This window comes from Hahella sp. CCB-MM4 (assembly GCF_002260525.1).
Classification (GTDB): domain Bacteria; phylum Pseudomonadota; class Gammaproteobacteria; order Pseudomonadales; family Oleiphilaceae; genus Hahella.
The window spans coordinates 116,055-136,939 of sequence record NZ_MRYI01000017.1 but is presented as its reverse complement, the minus strand read 5'-3'; the positions used below and the strand labels follow the sequence as shown (position 1 = coordinate 136,939).

The window sequence follows — 20,885 nt, the reverse complement described above, 5'->3', positions numbered from 1 at the left end:
GTGCTATATGCACCCGCGCTGATAGTCCCGTCCTGTATTTTTATGTGAGCTAGTCTGCCCGGCAGGTGGCAATGCGGCATGACAGGACGGAACCAAAATGGATAACGATATAAAGGTCTTTGATGATTGCTGAACTTGGTCACTACGCGCTGATTCTAGGATTTTGTTTTGCCGTTCTGCTGTCGGTTATCCCACTGATCGGTGCCTGGATCGGAGATAGGGTATGGATGCGATTGTCGCGTCCTCTGGCCGGTGCTCAGTTCATTCTGGTGCTGGGAGCTTTTTGTGCCCTTGGCGCAAACTTCCTGATGGACGATTTCAGTGTGCGCTATGTGGCAGGCAATTCTAACAGCCTGTTGCCCTGGTATTACAAACTCAGTGCCGTTTGGGGTGGGCATGAAGGCTCACTATTGTTATGGGCATTGATTCTCACCGGCTGGACTGCCGCAGTGGCTAAATTCAGCAAGTCTTTGCCGCTGGATATGGTGGCTCGTGTGCTTGGTGTGATGGGGCTGGTTAATATCGGTTTCATGCTGTTCATCCTGGTCACCTCCAACCCATTCTTGCGATATCTTCCCTCATCACCACAGGATGGTGCCGACCTCAATCCTCTGCTGCAGGACTTTGGCCTGATTGTGCATCCTCCCATGCTGTATATGGGGTATGTGGGCTTTTCCGTGGCTTTCGCGTTTGCAGTGGCGGCTCTCTTGGGGGGGCGCCTGGATGCCGCATGGGCCAGATGGTCGCGTCCCTGGACGACGGTTGCCTGGTCCTTCCAGACAATTGGCATTGCACTGGGAAGCTGGTGGGCTTATTACGAACTTGGCTGGGGCGGCTGGTGGTTTTGGGATCCGGTGGAAAATGCCTCGCTGATGCCATGGCTGGCCGGCACCGCATTAATGCATTCCCTGGCTGTCACCGAGAAGCGCGGAGTGTTTAAAAGCTGGACGGTGCTACTGGCCATCTTTACGTTTTCTCTCAGTCTTCTGGGAACCTTCCTGGTTCGTTCAGGAATTCTGACGTCTGTACATGCTTTTGCTTCTGATCCGGAGCGTGGGCGTTTTGTGCTCGGTCTGCTTGCTGTCACTATTGGTGGGTCACTGTTGCTGTATGCACTCAGGGCACCCGTGGTGAAAAGCCGGATCGGGTTCAGTGAAAGGTCCAGGGAAATTTTTCTCCTGCTGAACAACATTTTGCTGGTGGTGGCAACGCTGACAGTCCTAGGCGGCACGCTCTTCCCTCTGATCGCAGAGTTTGCGGGCTATGAGGTCTCTGTAGGCGCACCCTATTTCAATCTGATGTTCGGTTTCCTGGCGCCTATTCTGGTATTGATTATGGGGGTAGGCATATACAGCCATTGGAAGGACACCCCCGCAGGTACTTTGCTTAAGAAAATCCCCCCTCTGGCGGTTGTCAGTCTTCCAATTGCCCTGATAGTCCCCTGGCTTATGGGCGCTTTTGAATGGATGGTCGTGGTCGGGATGTTTATTTCCATCTGGCTAATTGCCGCGACATTACTGGATGTTTGGACGAAAAGTGCCTCCCGTAACGGCCGCTGGAAGGGCTGGCTGAAGACTTCGCGGAGCTTCAAAGGCATGGTACTGGGACATCTCGGGCTGGCAGTCACGATTATCGGTGCCTCCCTTGTGTCTCACTACACAGTGGAAAAAGACGTTCGTATGGAGCCGGGTTCTGTGTCAGAAGTTGCCGGTTATCAGTTCAAGTTTGTTTCTGTCGGCCATAAGCAAGGCCCCAACTATGTCGGCGACCGTGCGGAAATCCAGATTCTGGATACGGACGGTGATCTGGTGTCCACTCTGCACCCGGAAAAACGCCGTTACGTTGTCACCGGCAATGTCATGACTGAGGCGGGAATCGATCCAGGGTTGCTGCGCGATTTATACGTTTCCCTGGGGGAACCGGTAGGCGAGCAGGCATGGGCGGTGAGGGTGCAATACAAACCATTTGTGCGCTGGTTGTGGCTGGGAGCCATATTGATGGCCTGGGGAGGTATTCTGGCGGTAGCGGATCGACGCTACAGAGTTCTTCGCAAGGCAAAAGTGCGAGACCAAAAGGAAGTGTCTGCTACGGTTGATTCGGTCACCGGGGCAGCCGTTGGAGGTGCGGAATGATGAGGCGTGTGCTGCTATTTATCCCATTGGTGGTAATAGTCGCGATGTTTCTGTTGTTTCAGCAGATGATCGGTCACGATCCTTCGGCACTTGAATTGGCACGAAAAGACAAGCCGATGCCTGAGTTCGCATTGCCGGATTTACATGATACGCAACGCTTTCTGACCCAGAATGACCTCAAAGGTAAGCCCATGCTGTTGAATGTATGGGCAACCTGGTGTCCGTCGTGCCGTGTCGAGCACCCATATCTGCTTAAACTGGCCAGGGAAAACGGTGTGAAGCTGGTTGGTCTGAATTACAAGGATGATCGCGATGCCGCGCTGGAATGGCTGGACAAGCTGGATAACCCATACGCCTTTGTCCTTTTTGATGCGGAAGGAAAGCTGGGTCTGGATCTTGGGGTTTATGGTGCACCGGAAACCTATGTGATCGATGCCAACGGAATTATTCGGTATCGCCACGTGGGAGTGGTCAATGAAAAGGTCTGGAAGGAAATTCTGGAGCCTCTGTTGCAGACACCAGGAGCCTCCTCATGAAGCGCAAGCCCAGTGTGGTGTCGATCCTTACTTTCTTTACTGTCCTGCTCACCCTGTGGGCAGGGACTTCCGCTGCGATTGATGTGTACCAGTTCCCTGATGAAGAGTCCCGAGAACGCTATCAGGACTTAACCTGGGAGCTGCGTTGTCCAAAGTGCCAGAATCAGAATATTGCCGATTCCAATGCCCCTATTGCCCAGGATTTGCGCCGTGAAGTGCATCGTATGGTGGTGGAGGGGCATTCCGATAAGGAAATTGTGGACTTCATGGTGGAACGATATGGCGACTTTGTCCTTTACCGTCCCCGAATGAGCGGCCGTACCATGATCCTCTGGGTTGGTCCTGCGGTGCTGGTGATATTGGGCATCATTGTTGTCCTGATTCTGGGGCGCAAGAACAAGGTCAGTCAGGAAAATGACGGATTGAGTGAGGACGAGCGAAACCGATTACGGCAACTCCTGGATGAAGCGGAGCACTTGTCCGACAAAACCGATAAACCCTGAACTGGTGTAAATGGCGTCTGAATCTGTACCCGTCTGCACTTATCAAAGATTACTGAGAACTCTCTGAATTATGCTTTTTTTCTGGTTGGCACTTGGACTCCTGACGATCATGGCAATTGCCATGATCGTGTTGCCTTTGCGTAGAATGCTGAATCAAGAATCCACCGCGACAAAGGACGGTAAGCAGGATCGTCACCAAGACAAGGGTCGTGGCCAAAAACAGTACAATCTGGCCATTTTTCAGGATCGGCTGGCGGAGCTGGAAACTGATCTGGAAGACGGGCGTATTGATGAAGCTGAATATGCAGAGCTTCGCGATGAGTTGGAGAAAGGTCTCCTGAATGACGTGCCGGCAAAGGAAAAAGCGGCCACCTCAAAACGAACCTCTGCTACCGGTGTATTGATGGCACTTGGGTTTATTGGTCTCCCGGCATTGGCTCTGACGCTTTATTACCTGTTGGGTGACTATAAAGGTTTGAATCAGGCGCATTGGATGGAGGAAACCCGTTACCTCCTGGCCCAGGAAGGCGACAACATGCCGGCGATTCTGAATCGTCTGGAACAGCGGCTGAAAGAAGAACCTGAGCATATTGAGGGTTGGGTGCTGCTTGGGCGTTCCTATATGGCCATGGAAAAGTATAAGAATGCCGCGGACGCTTTTTCGCAGGTTGCAGCGTTGCTGGAAATGGAGAAGCAAAACCCGGCGGTAGGCTATGGGTTGCTTGCACAGGCAATATACTTTGCCAATCAGGCCATGACTCCGGGAGTGGAATCCGCCGTACGTAAAGCCCTGGCGGCAGACCCTGGTGAGTCCAACGCGCTGAGTATTCTGGGAGTAGCGGCATTTCAAAAAGGCCTGTATACCGATGCTGCGCGCTATTGGCAGGCGATACTCGATAATAATCCCAATGATCCGAACGCGAAGGCCATCCAGAATGGAATCAATCGGGCCCAGGCGCTTGCGGCTGCACAACAGTCTGAACTGGGCCAGCTGTCTGGACAGGATCAACAGCCTGAAAAGGGAAGTCCTGCTGGCGAGCCGGTGAAACTACAGGTTAGTGTTTCGCTGGCAGAAGAAGTCAGCAGTCATGCGGACGCCGGAGACGTGGTTTATATCCTGGCAAGGCCTGCCAATGGAGGTCGGATGCCGGTTGCTGTTACACGGGTAAGAGTGCAGGATCTCCCTTTAACGCTGACCTTGGATGATTCTATGTCCATGGGACCGATGGCGAAGTTGTCGTCCGTAGAACAGGTTGAGATTGTTGCCAGAATTTCCAAAGCAGGTACACCCAAACCTCAGAGCGGTGACATGGAGGGACTGGTCGGGCCGGTTCAGGTGAGAGGGCAGGATCAACCTGTGCAGATAAAAATTGACCGCCTGATTCCCTAAGATCTGGGAAGCAAAGGTAATAAAAAAGGCCGGGCACTTAGTGGTGCGCGGCCTTTTTTTGGGGACTGATAAATCACCGCCTCGGGAGGTGGCAAATATTCAGGTTTAGCTATTCCTTCACCTGAGCGTCAAATGCCTGCCCGGTGACGCCCATGCTGTCTTTGCCCATCAGGTACAGGTAGACATTCATGATCTCTTCCGGCAGAGGGTTCTTCTTGGGATCTTCCGCCGGATAAGCCATTGCCCGCATATGCGTACGGGTTGCTCCAGGGTTGATGGAATTTACGCGGATCAAATGCTCTTCATCATCGAGCTCGTCTGCCAGCACTTGCATCAGGCCTTCTGTCGCGAATTTTGATACTGCATAAGCGCCCCAGTAGGCACGCCCCTTGCGACCGACACTGGAGGATGTAAAAGCAATGGAAGCATCTTCTGACTTACGAATCACGGGTAGCAGGGAGCGGGTCAGCAAGAAAGGCGCATGAGCGTTTACCTGCATCACCTGTGCCCAGGAGTCGGGATCATAGTGTTCAATCGGGGTTCTGTGGCCGAGAATTGACGCGTTATGCAACAGACCGTCCAGGCGGCCGAATTCATCGTCAATGGCTTGGGCCAGATCATCGTAATCCTTGGCGACAGCCCCTTCAAAATTCACCGGAAAAATTGCTGGTTGGGGTCCGCCGGACTCTTCGATGGTGTCATAAACATCTTCCAGCTTTTTGGTGGTTCTGCCGCTCAGGATAACCGTAGCACCAAAATTGGCAAAGGTAATTGCGGCGGCCCGTCCGATACCGGCACCTGCGCCTGTTACGAGAATTACCCGTCCTTTTAATAGCTGTTCCGGGGCTTCGTAGGGATACATCATGTCAGCGTTTCTTTATTGGTCGTTGGGTTTGGCGACCATGCTGATTCGCTTCGCATGGCCACACACGAATCACTAGGGCAATCATGCCATAAGCAGTGATGCCAAGTCTTGAGCCTGGTGGATAATGTAATCCGCTTCCCAGTTCTCGATGGCATCATTTTGAGGAATGTAGCCGTAAGCTGCAGCCACCGTCTTCATACCGGCGTTACGTCCCGCCAGAATATCTCGGTAGTGGTCGCCGATATACCAGAATGAGGAAGCGGGAAGGCCCAGCTGCGATGCTGCCTTCAGCAGAGGTTCCGGGTCCGGCTTGGTTTTGGCTACATCATCAGGGCAGACCAGTACTGCAACCGATGACAGACCAAGTGCAGCGAGCAAAGCCTCGCTGTAAAGCCGGGGTTTGTTGGTCACAATTCCCCAGGCGATGCCCATTTTCTCAAGCTGATCCAATAACGGGGAAAAACCGGGAAACAGGCAGCTATCGACACAAATATTGTCGAGATATAACTGCAGGAACTCTTGTCTTAAAGGTTCGAACTCGGGGTGTTCTTCCGTAATATCAAACCCCAGCTTGACCAATGCTCTGGCTCCCTCAGACACCGCCTGCCTGACCAGCGGGTAAGGTAGATCATCAAGCCCGTGCCGGCGACGATGGGAGTTCAGCACCCGATGAAAATCAGGAGCCGTATCTATCAGGGTTCCATCCAGATCAAACAGGATTCCTTTTGGCGGACTACCGGTTGGGATCATTCACTAGGTCCTTTCAGGGCTTGATGGCGTGGATCAGGTAGTTGACGTCTACATCCTGGCCCAGACGGTACTCCTTGGTGATCGGATTGTATGTCATCCCAATGGTATCCTGCAGTTCCAGTCCTGCTGTACGGAGCATTCTTGCCATTTCACTGGGCTTGATAAATTTCTTCCAGTCATGGGTCCCTTTGGGAAGCATCTTGAGCACATACTCGGCGCCGACGATAGCAAACAGATAGGACTTCGGATTACGGTTGATGGTGGAAAAAAACAGGTTAGCGCCGGGTTTGGCTGCCTTGGCACAGGCCTGGATTACCGAAGCCGGGTCGGGGACGTGCTCCAGCATTTCAAGGCAGGTGACAACGTCGTACTGCTCGGTCTGTTCCGCGGCCAGATCTTCAATCGTTGTTTTCCTGTAATCCACTTTGACGCCGGACTCAAGGCCGTGCAACCGGGCGACGGATAGAGGCTCTTCGCCCATATCAATTCCGGTCACATGGGCTCCCCGCCGGGCCATACCTTCGCTCAGCAGTCCGCCGCCACATCCTACATCCAACGCAAGCTTGCCGGGTAAGGCTGCCTTCTGATCGATGTAGTTCAAGCGTAGGGGGTTGATTTCATGCAGAGGCTTGAACTCACTTTCCGGATCCCACCAGCGATGTGCCAGGTCCTCAAATTTCTTGATCTCAGCCAGATCAACGTTATCTACTGCGCTCATAGTTGCTCTCATGTGTCCGGCGGTCAGCCGTGTTGTACAGAATGTTCGGAGCCGCCACGCTCTGATGATCAGACGCGGCGACTGTGTTTGGATGAATTAACTGGTACTGACTAATTTACGCTGCCATTCAGCAACCAGTTTAGCGATCCTGGCGGTATCGATTCCCACCATCTGGCGATCAGCCATCCGTGCCTTACCTGCAATCCAGGAATGGGTGACATGCTGTGACTTCACCGCGTAAGCCAGGTGAGAAGTAATGTGGTATATCGGTTGTAACTCCAGCGCACTCATATCGATGGCAATCATGTCTGCCCATTTGCCGGCTTCCAGGGAGCCAATATCGCTCTCTTTGCCCAGCGCCTTGGCGCCATTGATGGTGGCCATCTCCAGGGCGGTAAACGCACTGATTGCGGCGGCATCTTCAGCCACAGCCTTGGCTGTTTGAGCGGCAGTCTGCATTTCGCCCAGCAGATCCAGGTCATTGTTACTTGCCGCTCCATCGGTCCCAAGAGCGACGTTAATACCGGCGGCTGTCAGTTTGGCGATCGGACAGAATCCGCTGGCCAGCTTCAGGTTGGATTCCGGACAGTGGACAATATGAGCGCCGGTCTCCTGAAGAAGTTCAATGTCCCGGTCGTTGATTTGGGTCATATGGACACATTGGGTGTTAGGGCCCAGGATACCGAGCTCATACATTCTTTCGGTGGGACGTTTGCCGGTTTTTTCCAGTGCGTCGTTAACCTCGAAAGCGGTCTCGTGCAAATGGATCTGAATTGGGGCTTCAAGCTGATTGGCCAGGGTGACAACTTGTTTCAACGGTTCATCAGACACCGTGTAAGGGGCGTGGGGGCCAAAACCGATCTGTACCAGATCGCTGTGTTTATACTCATCGAAGAGCTTCACACCTTTATGAATGTAGTCTTCCGCGTGGCTTGCCCAGGATGAAGGGAAATCAAGAATCGGGAAAACCAACTGGCAGCGCATGCCGGCATCAACCGCGGCGGCTGCAGCGCTGGCAGGGAAGAAGTATTGATCACTGAAGGTGGTGGTACCACTTCTGATCATTTCGACGATGGCCAGGGAAACCCCGTCCCGAACAAAATCTTCATCGACGTATTTAGCTTCAGCCGGCCATATATGATTGTTCAGCCATTCCATCAATGGAAGGTCGTCAGCCATTCCTCTGAACAGGGTCATGGCAGCGTGCCCGTGGGCATTGATCATCCCGGGCATCAGCACGTGCTCGGGCAGACTAACGTGTTCCTTGCCACTGTATCGCTGCATTAAATCGTCAGTATCGCCAATATCAAGGATACGGCCCCCATTGATGACAACGGAGCTGTTTTCCAAAATAAGGTTGGCTGGGCGAATGGGAACGATCCAGCGAGCGGTAATAATCAGATCTACGTTTTGCGACACAACTCTTTTCCTGTGACAAGTCCTTGAAAGGGCAAAGTATACTCAGAATGAGAGGGGATAAGTAGGTTGACCTTTCACTCTGTTACAGGATTGTGGCATTTGTAGGAAGCTGGCCAGCGTATGGCCGGCTAAAGCCCGCATTTTTTCAAAGCCTTTTATCGACTTAAATCTTTTTGTCGATGGATCGTACCGGCGGAGTAATCGTATAATCCTTGTCTTTCATTTTTCCTTTAAACCTGTCCTCAGCCTCTGTTCAGGCAGGCACTGACTATCGAGATATTCCATGACCGACTCTTCCGTTACACCGATCAGCTGGAACCATCATGAACTTGTTCTTCTGGACCAGCGGATTCTTCCCGCCCAGGAATCCTATGTTACCTGCCGGGATGCCGGAGAAGTGGCGGATGCTATCCGTGCCATGGTCGTGCGAGGAGCTCCTGCGATAGGGATTTCTGCTGCATATGGTGTGGTGTTGGCTGCCCGCAAGCAGCAAGGAGAAGATCCAAAAGTTCTTGAGGCTGACTTCAAGGTTCTGGCTGAATCCAGACCTACAGCGGTTAACCTGTTTTGGGCATTGGACAGGATGAAAAGGTGTCTCCTTGAACTCGGTCAGGTCGATGCTGAAGCCTTGGAGCGTGAAGCTGTGGCTATTCATGAAGAAGATTTGCAGGCCAATCTGCATATGGGAGAGCTGGGAGCTGACCTGATTGAAAAATCCGGCCGCGGTAATGTTCTGACTCACTGTAATACCGGTAGCCTGGCAACCGGCGGCTACGGTACCGCTTTGGGAGTTATTCGCTCGGCGTACAAAAGAGGTCTGGTGGAGAAGGTGTTTGCCGATGAAACACGTCCCTGGTTACAGGGAGCCCGGCTGACTGCCTGGGAACTCTGTCAGGATGATATTCCCGTGCATCTGATCGCTGACAGTGCAGCTGCTCATGTGATGAAGACCTGTGGGGCTACCTGGGTCATTGTCGGGGCTGACAGAATCACCGCCAACGGAGATGTGGCGAATAAAATCGGCACCTACAGTCTGGCGGTTCTGGCCAGACAGCATGGGGTTAAATTCATGGTGGCAGCTCCCTCCAGTACTATCGATTTCAGCTTGACCAGTGGGGATCTTATTCCGATCGAGGAGCGTGATGAGGATGAGTTGAAGAGCCTCCAGGGCATCAATATTGCACCAACGGGGGCGCGTGCCTTCAACCCTGTTTTTGATGTGACACCTGCACATCTGATTGACGCCATCGTAACAGAAAGGGGCGTGGTACTGTCGCCGGATCTGGATTCCATGGCGGCTTTGAAATAAGGATACTGACCAAAATCTGAATACTGCTAAACTTAAAGGTGATTCCCGGAACAAATTATCAGGTTACTCCTGGGCAGTAACTCCCAGACGGCAATTCCGGTGTGGAGGTTTTGGTGGTGAAGACTTTGTTGGTGTTGCTGGTTTCGGGTCTTTTGGCTCAGGCGTCTGTCCAGGCCGACACCATACGCATCGGTACAGGTGAATATGCTCCCTGGACCACAGAAAGCTCAGAACATTTTGGGCTTGTTAACCGGATTGTTGCCGAAGCATTTCGGCGGCAGGGGTTTACGGTTGATTTCGTATTTGTCCCCTGGGTCAGGGCGCGCGCAGATACCGAATCCGGCCGGTTTGATGCCTCTTCCTTCTGGTTCCGAAGACCGGAATATGAAACCCAATATCTGTTGTCAGATACGATCTTTGTGCAAAGAGAAGTCTTCTTTCACCTGAAACAGACAAAACTGCCGTCCTGGAACTCCCTCGAGGATCTCAAGGACAGGGTATTTGGTGCCACTATCGGATACAGCTATACCCAGGAGTTCTGGGATATGGCAAAAGGCAAGATTTTGCAGGTGGAAGAAACATCTTCTGATCTGGTGAACTTTCGAAAACTGGTCAGAGGACGAATCGATGTTTTTCCCTGTGAGGAAGTCACCGGCTGGCGCATCTTGAACAAGGAATTTGATCGAGGCATCGCCAATCTGGTGACCACCCAGGATAAGCCCCTGCGAACGGCAGAGGCCACTCTGCTGATGATCCGGGACAAGCCGGAGTCGGTCCGGCTGATTGATCTGTTTAATCAGGCGCTCGAGAAAATGAAAGCTGACGGGACCATTGATCGCTATTACGACGACATGCTGGGAGGAGTTTACTAAGGCATCCTAATCCGGGATTCTGATGCCGAAACGAACCTTGCCTTCCAGATTCTGCGCCAGCGCACTACCTCCATGATATTCTGCCACCAGCCGTACAATTACCAGCCCCAGTCCCAAATGCAGTTCGTCGTCCCCTGATTGACGCTCGCTGATAAAGGGTTCAAACAAACTCTGTATTTTATCTTCCGGAATGGCCGGACCTTCATTCTCGACAAACAGTAGCCAGCCTCGCGTTTCTCTCACCAGCCCTAGACTGATAATTCCTCCTTCGGGAGTGAAATCACGGGCATTTTCGATCAGCTTATCGATGGCCTGGGCCAGCAAATCAGGGCTGGCGTTAAGAGTTATCTGTTGTTCCGGCAGTTTCGCTTCCAGCCGGCAAGGGTAAACGACTTCCGAATAGCCCTGGTGAAGATCATTCAACATCGCCGTGATATTGAATTCCTGTTTTTCCTGAGTCTGGATAATGGCTTCCAGTTGTGATGCTTGACGCATGGCCGTCAGCAGCTTGCTGATGCGCCTGGCTCCGGTATTGGCCCGGTTCAGGTATTCCCGTCGTTCCTCTTCGCTGTCAGCCTGCTCAGCCAGCTGCAATGAGGAGGTGACAATTGCCAATGGCGTCCTGCATTCATGGGTCAGCTTGCTGGCGAAGGTTTCCATGTAGTCGGAATAGCCTTTCAGCCTGGACATCATAAGAGCAAAGTTGCGCGACAGATCCCCCACCTCATCATTCAGGCGGGAAGGGTGCAGTTCATAACGGAACCGATTTTCCGGATCAAGGCTTTGTACGATGTCGTCCTTCAATGTCCTGATCCGCCAGGACAGCCAGCTCGCATATCCCAGGAGACCGGTGACAACGATAATGATCAAAGCGAAGACCCCACTGATGACACTGAAAAGGGCGTCATTGGCCACCGCCGCCACTCTGGGAGTGCGTTTCTCCAGGCTAAGCCAGCCGGTCAGTTTGCCGTCTGAAGTCTTCAGGGGATAAAGCGTATTGATGCTCGCAAGTTCGGTCTGGCCCGGGTTTTCCCAATGGGAGCGGGGACTGGTATCGGATTCGCTTCTGGGAGAAATGCTTTGTTCCGGTGAATCCACCAGGAACTGCAAAACCCTGCGCACCAGACTTTTCCATAGCTCGGTGTTTTGTGGCAAATCACGGTTCAGGTCACGGTCGACTTCCAGCAGAAGGTTTCGGTCTGCGGTCAGCAGACGCAAGCGGGAATCTTCCGGTGTCAGGGACTTGGTCAGTTTGATCAGCTTGTCGGACAGATATACCAGTTCAGCCGGATTATTGGCAGAACCGATCACCGGACGCAGTGTCCGCGAGAAAACATATCCACTGGTTCTGTCAACGTCCTCCCATTCCACGGATATCGAATGGGCGCCGGAGGGCAGGGGAAGGCTGAGTTCCAACAGACTTCCTTCAGGAATTTCCTGCCACACGCCAAACAGCAGGCCGGCATTCAAGCTGTTATCTGCCCGTATCTGACCAGGGCCTTCGGCGAAGATCAAATGCTCCAGAGTGCTGTTGTCGGGAAAATGTAATGTCAGGCGAATCTGGTCGTATAACTGACCGGCGGCTCCGGGTTGGCGGTAGCCAATGGATTCATCCGGTAGCTTCAGCAAAAGATATAGCCGTTGTCCGCGGCTGGCGAGCTTGAAAGCTGTAACGGGTTCATTGCCTGCAGATTGGGTGGCCGGGGGAATCTGGGACCAGGGGATTTGGGACCAGTCCTCACTGTAACCATCAAGGATGATTGGACGATCGATAGACTCGAGTAACAGGGCGTCCGGCGACGATGAAACATCCTGCTCCCAGATTGGCTGCAGGATATCGACGATGTAACGGGTCAATTCCAGATGGGCGTTTTTCTGCGATTCCCGCAGGGTCTCTTCCAGCTGCATGGCAAAGCGAATGACCGCCAGCGGCAGAGTGAACAGCAATACCCCAATGACGATCAGTTGTTTACGTAAGGTCACCGGTATTACTCAACCAGGTGCCAGCGATAACCCATGCCATAGGCGGTCTGAATACAATCGAATTCCTGATCCAGCGCCTGGAATTTTTTACGGATGCGTTTGATATGGGAGGTCACAGTGCTGTTGTCGAGCACGGTGTTGGCTGCGTCCATCAACTGATCACGGTTTTTGACATGACCAGGGTGGCGGGCGAGCGCGTGAACAATCCAGAATTCTGTCACGGTCAGATTAAGTGGCTGCTCGCTCCAGGTTGCATGCATGCGATCCAGGTTCAGTACCAGCTTGCCGCGGGTGATGAGCTCGTCCGGACGATTCTGCTGTGCCTGCATAACATCCAGGCGGCGGAACAGGGCGACAATGCGGGTGATCAGATAGGGGAGGCTGATGTCTTTGGTCAGGTAGTCGTCAGCCCCCAGGCGCAGGCCGGAAATCTGGTCCAGCTCGCTGTCTCTGGCGGTCAGAAAAATGATGGGTACTTCTGCGGACTTGGCCCGGACTTCGCGGCAAAGCTCAAAGCCACCCTCTATTTCTGATCCCAGGCCCACGTCGATAATGACCAGATCCGGCAGCTGGACATTAAAGCGCTCCAGTGCAGATTTACGGTCAGCATATGCCTCAACCTGGAAACCATGCTTCTTCAGGGCTTCGCTGTAATTACTGCGAATCAGTGGCTCATCTTCCACCAGGGCAATACGTCTGGACATGGTTTCCTCGTTTTTCTCAATGATGACCGGCTCATGCACAATCGGTTATTACGTAATCGGTTCATACGCAATCGGTTCTTACGCAATCGGTTCTTACGCAATCAGCTATTGCGCAGCCGATACATACTCAACGATCGGACAGTACAAATCGATCTGGGCGTATTAGAGCATGGGGCGGCGAATATCCTCAAGACAGGCGGGTCCTATTGCCATAATTTGCCATTTTTTCCCGCTGCTTTGACGGTTTCTGGTCAAAAAAACCGCATCCTTGGATGAGAGCATCATAAACGAGAAAACACTCAACAGGAGCAACTCATGACTGACGTAAAGGTGAGACCACTCAAACCACAGACTCTGTTGGCAACAGTGGCGTTGTTGACTTTTATCGGCGCTCAGCACCTGGTTTTTCTCGTTGAACGTGCACTTTAGTTTCCTCTCTTATTTTTCCTTTCTATACCCTCCCCGATTGGGGCCCGGATGCAGAAGTGGCAGACCGGGCCTTTTTTTTGTCTGATCTCCATCTGTATATCACCCGCCGGATAGTCCTCAATTGACCTACCTGATGCCAATGAACTTTCTGTTCTCCTCTCATTGGCGACTAGAATAACCACAAGACGGAACGTCACCGTTAAGACAAGAATACAAACGACGAGGAATTCTGAATGCGTGCACTGCTATGTAAAGAATATGGACCGCCTGAATCTCTGGTGATTGAAGAGACGGCTGATCCTAAAGTGGGAGGCAACAGTTGCCTGGTTGAGGTGAAGGCGGCTGGAGTGAATTTTCCGGATACCCTGATCATCCAGGGAAAATACCAATTTCAGCCACCCATGCCGTTCAGCCCTGGTGGTGAAATCGCCGGAGTTGTGTCCCAGACAGGTGACAAGGTTAAGAACTTCAAACCTGGTGACCGGGTGATGGGATTGACCGGCTGGGGTGGTTTCGCCGAAAAAGTGGCGGTAGCTGAAAGTAACCTGATACCGGTGCCTGAGGGCATAGAGCTGGAAAATGCCGCAGGCTTTGTCATGACCTACGGAACCTCTATGCACGCGTTAAAACAGCGCGGACGGTTGCAGGCCGGCGAAACTCTGCTGGTCCTTGGTGCTGGCGGAGGTGTTGGACTTGCTGCGGTAGAACTAGGCAAGGCTATGGGTGCGACCGTCATTGCAGCGGCCAGTTCTGCAGAGAAGTTGGCAATCGCCAAAGAAGCGGGAGCCGATGAGCTGATAAATTATTCTGAGACAAATCTCAAAGATGCTTTGAAACAATTAACCAAAGGTCAGGGAGTGGATGTCGTCTACGACCCCGTTGGTGGTGAATTAAGTGAATTGGCATTACGCTCAATGGCCTGGTGTGGACGTCACCTGATCATCGGTTTTGCTGCTGGTGATATCCCGAAACTTCCGGCGAACCTGACGCTGTTGAAAGGCTGTGAAATTGTTGGCGTTTTCTGGGGTGCATTCACCCAGCGCCAACCTCACGATAACCTGGCAAATTTTCAACAGATGATGGCATGGATCAAGGAAGGCAAAATCCAACCGAAGGTCAATAAAATTTATGCATTTGAGGAAGCCGGACAGGCCATTGCCGATATGGCCGGCCGCAAGCTGACCGGGAAAGCGGTCGTGAAGATCTGCTGACCTTCCCTTCTCCTATGTAGGGGGAGACCTGCGTGTCTGCCCTGAATTCCACGCCGAAGAGCCGGGCGAACACATAGGTTCGCCCCTACAGGGAAGATGCATCCCCGTCACACCACACACCATTCGCCCCATGAATCATTACCGTTTTACGACAAATCTTGACAATAGTGACAGAAAATCCTGTTACCCTCCTAAATATCGTCTATTTTTTATGTAGTCAGATCTGTTCCCCGTTCCAGTAACGGATTGGTCACCAGATTGGTATGTCTAACTTTCTCTGTCCGGGATGAGGCAATTATTAATGTGGTCGAAAATCAGTATCCAGCAAAAAATCACCGCCATTATTGTGGCCGCACTGGTCATCTCACTGGGTCTGCTGACCTGGTTAAACGACCGAAACTCGCGAAGTCTGATCGAAGAACGGTTGGAGACCAAGGTCCTGCCCAGCAGCCTGGGTGGAATCAGCAATAAGATCGAGGGGCTGTTGCTGCAGCCGGTTAAAAGTTCTCAACTGGTGGCGGAAAATGCCTACCTGCAGGGATGGATCAAATCCGGTGAGCCTGAATCCGATCAATCCCAGGCGATTGAATTTTTTCGCCAGATGAAGACCTCAACCAAAGCTGATGTGGTGTTTTACGTATCTGATGTTTCCGGAAAATATTACACCCAGGACGGAGTATTGAAGGAAATGAACTCTGGTAACGCTTCGGATCAGTGGTTCTACGGGTTTCTCAGAAGCGGGCTGACTTACGATATCAACCTTGATTATTTTGAGGGCAGTGGGCCGCTGACCTTATTCGTCAATTATGCTGTTAAGCAGGGCGGCAGGACTGTTGGTGCGGCGGGGTTGGGACTTAATGTCGACGAGCTGACGACGCTGATCAGTGAATTTCAAATAGAGCAGACCGGTTATGTCTTTGTCGTTGATAACCGCGGCAATGTTCTGATTCATCCGGATAAGTCCATGACCGGGGAATCCTTGGGATCATTGCCGGGTGTGGGTTCAGTTGCCGGAGAGCTGGCCGCAAGTGCTCAGTTTAACGTCACCCGATTTGTTGAAGACGGTTCGGAGTTTGTGGCGGCTTCTTATGTGGTGCCGACGTTTGGTTATCGGGTCATTGCCGTGGTTCCCAGAGCTGAACTCTACGGGGCGATTAATGATGCCCTGGTGAAAAGTATTCTGGTGGCTTGTGTCATCGCTGTCGTGTTTATTCTGCTTGCCATGCTGACGGCCAAGGCCATTTCCCAGCCGATCCGGGCAACTTCCCGGCTGCTGAATGAAATTTCCCGAGGCGGTGGAGATCTCACCACGAAACTGGCGGTCTCCAGTCAGGATGAGTTAGGAGTGCTCTGTGAGAGCTTCAATGCCTTTGAAGACAAACTGTGCGGTATTATTTCAGAGGTGTCGCAACAAGCTGAACAGCTCATGATGGTCACGAATCAGGTGCAAGGCATATCGGGCGAGAGTGCTGCCTCCATAGAAAATCAGAAAGCCAGTATTGAAAGTGTGGCCTCCGCGATTACGGAAATGGGGTCTACGGTGCAGGAAATTGCATCCAACGCCAACACGGCCTCCGGTGCTGCAGTGGAAGCCAAGGATAAGTCCTCCCAGGGACAGTCTGCCGTGCGTGAAACCATCGGTATGATCCAGACATTGGCAAACGAAATGGAGAGTACCAGTCAGGTCGTCAATGATCTGGGCGATCAGGCGGAAAAAATTGGTGGCATACTGAACGTGATTCGTGGAATTTCGGAGCAGACCAATCTGTTGGCATTAAACGCTGCGATAGAAGCAGCCAGAGCAGGTGAGGCTGGTAGGGGATTTGCCGTGGTGGCGGATGAAGTTCGTGGATTGGCCAAGCGCACCGCCGAGTCCACGGATGAAATAGCTGAAATGATTGATGCTTTGCAAAACGGCGCAGGCAAAGCGGTGGACGCCATAGCCCGCGGCAGGCAAAACACTGAAAAGAGTGTGGAAAGTGTCAACAAGACCGGTTCGGTGTTGCAGGATATTTTTGTGGCGGTGGAACAGATCAGCGATATCAACTTTCAGGTCGCGACAGCAACTGAAGAACAGAGCCATGTGGTCGAAGATATCACCAAGCATGTGGTCGAAGTGGAAACCATCAGCTCCGAAACATTTGATTCTGCCAACCGGGTGCGTGATTTATGTTCTGAGCTGGCAGCGTTGTCTGAAACCCTGACCAGATTGATGGCCAATTTCAAGACTGCCTAGTCAGGAGTGCCTGGCTGTAACGGCTCAGGCACTCGATAACCTTTCATGTACGCAATAACCGTCAGACACTCAATAACTTTCAGCTACTCAATAGCTAGTCAGGAAACAGGACTATTAACCCTGGTATCCAGGTTTAATAGTCCAGGCACATACGCAATCCATGTGGGCCGTTTTCGGCATCCGACATGGTTAATGTGGCACCGTGGAGTTCGGCGATCTGGAGGCTGATGGAAAGGCCCAGTCCACTGCCGGATTCCCGGGTCGCCTTCCCGCGGAAAAAGCGTTCGAACATTTGTTCCCTTAATTCTGAGGGTATTCCAGGCCCCTGATCTTCTATTATCAGTTGGTGCTGGCGCAGAACGATTGTGATTTGGGAACCGGAAGGAGAATACCGTATCGCGTTATCCAGCAGGTTGCGAAGCAGGATACGCAGCATCCCCGGATTGCCTTCTATAGGAGAAGATGCGTTGTCGGTGACTGCAATGTCGATCCCTTTTTCCTTGGCATAGTCTTCGACGGCGGCAATTTCCTCATTGACCAGATCTCCCCATTGAACCGGCTTTTTCTCAAGAATGGCATTTTCCTGGTCAAGGCGGCTGAGCTGTAACAATTGTTCGACCATGTGAATCAGGCGTTGCAGGCCTGTCAGGGCTTTATCAATGCTGTCACCGGCAACCCGTCGATAGAGTGAGGAGTTACTTTCTTTTTCTTTTTCTTTTTCTTTTTCTTTTTCTCTTTCGCTGTCTCTATTGCTGTCGTTGTTTTCGACGGTTTCCTTCGTGGAATCCTCCAGGGACTTTAACGCAGTGGTGGCGTTTTCCAGGTGTACTTTGGTGGCAGCAAGCGGGGTGCGAAGTTCATGGGCTGCATCTGCAGTGAAACGACGTTCGCGCTCCATGGCTTTTTGCAGCCGGGTGAAAAGATCGTTAAGGGCAGACACCAGGCTACGAAGTTCTTCGGGATAGTGATCGTGGGGAAGGGTTGACAGATTGTCGGCACTCCGCTGCTTCAGCTCTGATGATACTTCGCCCAGGGGAAGTAATCCCCGTGTGACGACCCAACTGATGCCAAACACCAAAAGCACGATCAGGGCGAGTGACGGCCAGAGGGACTGCAGTGCGATTTGCTGGGTGAGTTCGCTGCGCACGTCAGCCCGCTGTGCTACCTGTATCCACAGTCTCAGTTGTGGATCGTGCAGGGTAAAGGTGCGCCAGGCAGAGTCCCCAACCTTCAGGTCATGGAAACCTGCGGGCATTCTTTTGTATTCATATTCTTTGGCAGATTGGGTATGAATCAGAATCTGCCCATTCTCGTGCCAGACTTGAAAAGCGAGCTTTTTTTCGTACTTATGGCCCAGTTCGTTGTATTCCTGGTAGTGTTCCTCGTCACTCTCCATTTCCTTGCTGTCTTCGTAGTCCTCGTACACCAGTGCCTGTTTGAGGGCATTGAGATGAGTGCTCTTCAACTGGTTGGCCAGAATGCTTTGAAGGAGCCGGGACATTTGCGCCAGCTCCGCATCAAAAAGCTCCTCTACCTGCTCGTGGGTCTCGGCATAGTTGGTTACCAGGGTAATCAAACCACTGATGATAATGAGTGCGGAAATGCTGATCAGCAGAAACCGCTTGATGGAAGAAACGCGGATTTTCATGCAGAAAACTCGATGGTATAACCCAGGCCGCGAACCGTTTTAATCAGTTGACTGCCGAGCTTTTTGCGCAGGTTATGGATGTGGACTTCCATGGTATTGCTGGAGACCTCATCGGACCAGCCGTAGATCAGATCCTCCAATTGTTCTCTGGACAGGACTCGTCCCCGATGACTGGCAAGCTCATGCAGGATCGCGTACTCGCGGCGTGACAACTTGATTTCATCATCGCCTTTGAATACTTGATAGGAAGACGGCAGGATCCGGATATCGTTGATATTGATATCCGGATGACGATGACCGCTTGAACGCCGGGTCAAGGCCCGGAGTCGGGCCTGTAGTTCACTCACATCAAAAGGTTTCAGCAGATAATCATCTGCACCGGAATCCAACCCTTTGACCCTGTCCTGGATCTGGTCGCGGGCGCTGAGTATCAGGACCGGTGTCTGATTACCGTCCGACCGCAGTTTTCGCAGCACTGTCAGCCCGTCAATACCGGGTAGCCCAAGATCCAGGATGATGATATCGAACATACTGACCTGGACGGCATGCAGAGCTGCCTCTCCGGACTCCACCCAATCCACGGCATTTGACTTAAGAGATAGTGAAGTCTTGATGCCATCGGCCAGCAGCTCATCGTCTTCGACCAGTAATATTCTCAAATGATTCCCTTATTTTTTCAGTTTATTCAGGACCGCATAGATCTCTTCCCTGCGACCGGCATCAGCCACCGGGCGGTCGGGTCTTGGGGCCGCATTCAATGCTTTGTTCAGATATTCACGTGCCATCTTATCGTCCCCCTGGTCTGCAAGAAAGTCGCCGTAGAAGAAATTAGCATCGATTCCCTGCGGATTGAGTTCCAATCCTTTTTGTAATAGGTCACGGGCCTTGTCGTCATCCCCAAAACTGATCGGCCAGCCGGGAACCTGATAATAAAGAGCGCCAAGACTGGTGTAGGCCGCACCGTTAAATGCGGAAGCATCAATTTCCAACGCATGCTCCAGTGAGGACCTGGCCTCTTTGACCAGAGACAGTGCACTCAGGCCTCCCTTGGCGCCTGCATAGGTGCTGGCAATAATGCCTCGCCAGATCCAGGCGGTGGCATTATCTGGGTGAGAATCTGCGACCTGGTCGGCCCGGTTTTTCAGTTCTTCGTAACCTTTCTTTTGCTGGTCTGACGGTAACTCATAACGAATGTGAGCCCAGTCCATATAGAGTGATTTAACATCATCAGGAACAACCTCTGCCTGGGTCAATCCTGTCATGGCGCCGAGTACCATACCGGCCAGTACGGAAATATGTTGACGTTTCATTGTAGATACCTCTCTAGATCGTGATAAGTGTGGCCACAGGAGATTTGGCATTTTTCGGTGGTTGATTTCAGGATGACTGCAGCAGGTATTTTTTGATCACCGGAAGCTGCTTGACGATGGCCCCGGTAACGAGTCCCGGGAATAGCGCATTCAGGCGGACAAACAGTTTTTCAGGCCAGCCCAGGTAGGCGCTGCGCCGGTTTGTCTGCATGGCTTGTACGACCTGTTGTGCTACCCAGTCCGGGCTGTCCATCTGGTTACCCAGTTCTTTATTCATGGCGACGACCTTTTCAGAGTTGATGCCGGTCTGGGTGGCCCGTGGGGCAACATAAACAGTGCGTACAGATGTATCTGCCAACTCTCGCTGCAAGGCTTCGTGGAAGCCCCGGAGTCCGAACTTGCTGGCACAATAGGTGGAATACCCCGGATAGCCGATGGAGCCGAAGGTGGATCCAATGGTAATCAGGGTGGAGTCGGGTTGCTTCAGTAATAATGGCAACAGCATGCGGGTCAGTAACATCGGGCTGATCAGGTTCGTCTGCATCAGCGATTCTATCTGCTCCGGAGTCTGCTCGGAGAAGGAGACGAAACTGTTCGTACCGGCGCTATTCACCAGAGCGTTGACCATAGGGGTTTCCAGACAACACTGTAGTACCTGTTGGCGTCCGTCCTCTGAATTCAGATCAGCCGCGACAGTACGGCATCGACCTCCTTTTCCGGTGACTTTGGCTTGCAGCTCGGTCAGGGCTTGAGAATCGCGTCCGGTCAGCACCAGATAGGTTCCCCGGCTTGCCAGTTGCAGGGCCAGAGCCTGGCCAATTCCCCCAGTCGCACCGGTGATCAATACGGTCAGTTTGGCAAGATCCATGA

At 52.4% G+C, this 20,885-nt stretch carries 18 protein-coding genes; 8 read left to right on the top strand and 10 right to left on the bottom strand.

Features of this window, described 5'->3' with window-relative positions; genetic code table 11:
• The first annotated feature begins 122 nt into the window (after window positions 1-122).
• The 4 genes from BTA51_RS23330 (at window position 123) to ccmI (ending at window position 4,561) form a co-directional block, all read left to right on the top strand.
• On the top strand, window positions 123-2,132 hold the full coding sequence (locus BTA51_RS23330; RefSeq protein WP_210404906.1) for a heme lyase CcmF/NrfE family subunit: 2,010 nt from the start codon (window positions 123-125) through the stop codon (window positions 2,130-2,132).
• A complete protein-coding gene (locus tag BTA51_RS23325; protein WP_371333222.1) occupies window positions 2,129-2,668 on the top strand; it encodes a DsbE family thiol:disulfide interchange protein in 540 nt (179 codons plus the stop codon). The genes BTA51_RS23330 and BTA51_RS23325 overlap by 4 nt, the downstream gene beginning before the upstream one ends.
• Before the next feature lie 14 nt (window positions 2,669-2,682).
• Entirely contained in the window at window positions 2,683-3,171 is a 489-nt protein-coding gene (locus tag BTA51_RS23320; RefSeq protein ID WP_371333223.1) for a cytochrome c-type biogenesis protein CcmH, read from the top strand.
• Between the two features lie 70 nt (window positions 3,172-3,241).
• The gene (gene ccmI, locus BTA51_RS23315; RefSeq protein WP_094711496.1) at window positions 3,242-4,561 is read left to right on the top strand and encodes a c-type cytochrome biogenesis protein CcmI; all 1,320 of its coding nucleotides are present in this window, start codon (window positions 3,242-3,244) and stop codon (window positions 4,559-4,561) included.
• A 109-nt stretch (window positions 4,562-4,670) separates the two neighbouring features.
• On the opposite strand, the gene BTA51_RS23310 is transcribed toward ccmI, so the two are convergent.
• The 4 genes from BTA51_RS23310 to BTA51_RS23295 form a co-directional block, all read right to left on the bottom strand.
• Complete coding sequence (locus tag BTA51_RS23310) at window positions 4,671-5,426, bottom strand: YciK family oxidoreductase (RefSeq protein ID WP_210404905.1); 756 nt, start codon at window positions 5,424-5,426, stop codon at window positions 4,671-4,673.
• A gap of 81 nt (window positions 5,427-5,507) precedes the next feature.
• Window positions 5,508-6,176, bottom strand: coding sequence for an HAD family hydrolase (locus tag BTA51_RS23305; protein WP_094711495.1), 669 nt, complete (start codon window positions 6,174-6,176; stop codon window positions 5,508-5,510).
• A gap of 13 nt (window positions 6,177-6,189) precedes the next feature.
• Window positions 6,190-6,894: a bifunctional 2-polyprenyl-6-hydroxyphenol methylase/3-demethylubiquinol 3-O-methyltransferase UbiG gene (gene ubiG, locus BTA51_RS23300; protein WP_094711494.1), complete on the bottom strand. Its 705-nt coding sequence runs from the start codon at window positions 6,892-6,894 to the stop codon at window positions 6,190-6,192.
• 96 nt (window positions 6,895-6,990) lie between these two features.
• Entirely contained in the window at window positions 6,991-8,313 is a 1,323-nt protein-coding gene (locus BTA51_RS23295) for a TRZ/ATZ family hydrolase (RefSeq protein WP_094711493.1), read from the bottom strand.
• 283 nt (window positions 8,314-8,596) lie between these two features.
• On the opposite strand from BTA51_RS23295, the gene mtnA reads away from it, so the two are divergent.
• Together mtnA and BTA51_RS23285 are read left to right on the top strand one after the other, a co-directional pair.
• Window positions 8,597-9,622, top strand: coding sequence for an S-methyl-5-thioribose-1-phosphate isomerase (gene mtnA / locus BTA51_RS23290; protein WP_094711492.1), 1,026 nt, complete (start codon window positions 8,597-8,599; stop codon window positions 9,620-9,622).
• 113 nt (window positions 9,623-9,735) lie between these two features.
• A complete protein-coding gene (locus BTA51_RS23285; protein WP_168188274.1) occupies window positions 9,736-10,494 on the top strand; it encodes an ABC transporter substrate-binding protein in 759 nt (252 codons plus the stop codon).
• Window positions 10,495-10,500: 6 nt separating this feature from the next.
• Here BTA51_RS23285 and BTA51_RS23280 read toward each other — a convergent pair whose 3' ends face one another.
• Both BTA51_RS23280 and pdsR read right to left on the bottom strand, forming a co-directional pair.
• Complete coding sequence (locus tag BTA51_RS23280; RefSeq protein WP_094711490.1) at window positions 10,501-12,477, bottom strand: ATP-binding protein; 1,977 nt, start codon at window positions 12,475-12,477, stop codon at window positions 10,501-10,503.
• A 5-nt stretch (window positions 12,478-12,482) separates the two neighbouring features.
• Complete coding sequence (gene pdsR / locus BTA51_RS23275) at window positions 12,483-13,181, bottom strand: proteobacterial dedicated sortase system response regulator (protein WP_094711524.1); 699 nt, start codon at window positions 13,179-13,181, stop codon at window positions 12,483-12,485.
• A 662-nt stretch (window positions 13,182-13,843) separates the two neighbouring features.
• On the opposite strand from pdsR, the gene BTA51_RS23270 reads away from it, so the two are divergent.
• Complete coding sequence (locus tag BTA51_RS23270; protein ID WP_094711489.1) at window positions 13,844-14,821, top strand: NADPH:quinone oxidoreductase family protein; 978 nt, start codon at window positions 13,844-13,846, stop codon at window positions 14,819-14,821.
• 301 nt (window positions 14,822-15,122) lie between these two features.
• Window positions 15,123-17,057, top strand: coding sequence for a methyl-accepting chemotaxis protein (locus tag BTA51_RS23265; protein ID WP_168188273.1), 1,935 nt, complete (start codon window positions 15,123-15,125; stop codon window positions 17,055-17,057).
• Between the two features lie 133 nt (window positions 17,058-17,190).
• Here BTA51_RS23265 and BTA51_RS23260 read toward each other — a convergent pair whose 3' ends face one another.
• The 4 genes from BTA51_RS23260 to BTA51_RS23245 form a co-directional block, all read right to left on the bottom strand.
• Window positions 17,191-18,705, bottom strand: coding sequence for an ATP-binding protein (locus tag BTA51_RS23260; protein ID WP_094711487.1), 1,515 nt, complete (start codon window positions 18,703-18,705; stop codon window positions 17,191-17,193).
• A complete protein-coding gene (locus tag BTA51_RS23255) occupies window positions 18,702-19,364 on the bottom strand; it encodes a response regulator transcription factor (protein ID WP_094711486.1) in 663 nt (220 codons plus the stop codon). Before BTA51_RS23255 ends, BTA51_RS23260 begins: the two co-directional genes overlap by 4 nt.
• 9 nt (window positions 19,365-19,373) lie before the next feature.
• Window positions 19,374-20,015: a tetratricopeptide repeat protein gene (locus BTA51_RS23250; protein WP_141215661.1), complete on the bottom strand. Its 642-nt coding sequence runs from the start codon at window positions 20,013-20,015 to the stop codon at window positions 19,374-19,376.
• 67 nt (window positions 20,016-20,082) lie between these two features.
• A complete protein-coding gene (locus BTA51_RS23245) occupies window positions 20,083-20,883 on the bottom strand; it encodes an SDR family oxidoreductase (RefSeq protein WP_094711485.1) in 801 nt (266 codons plus the stop codon).
• Window positions 20,884-20,885: the final 2 nt, after the last annotated feature.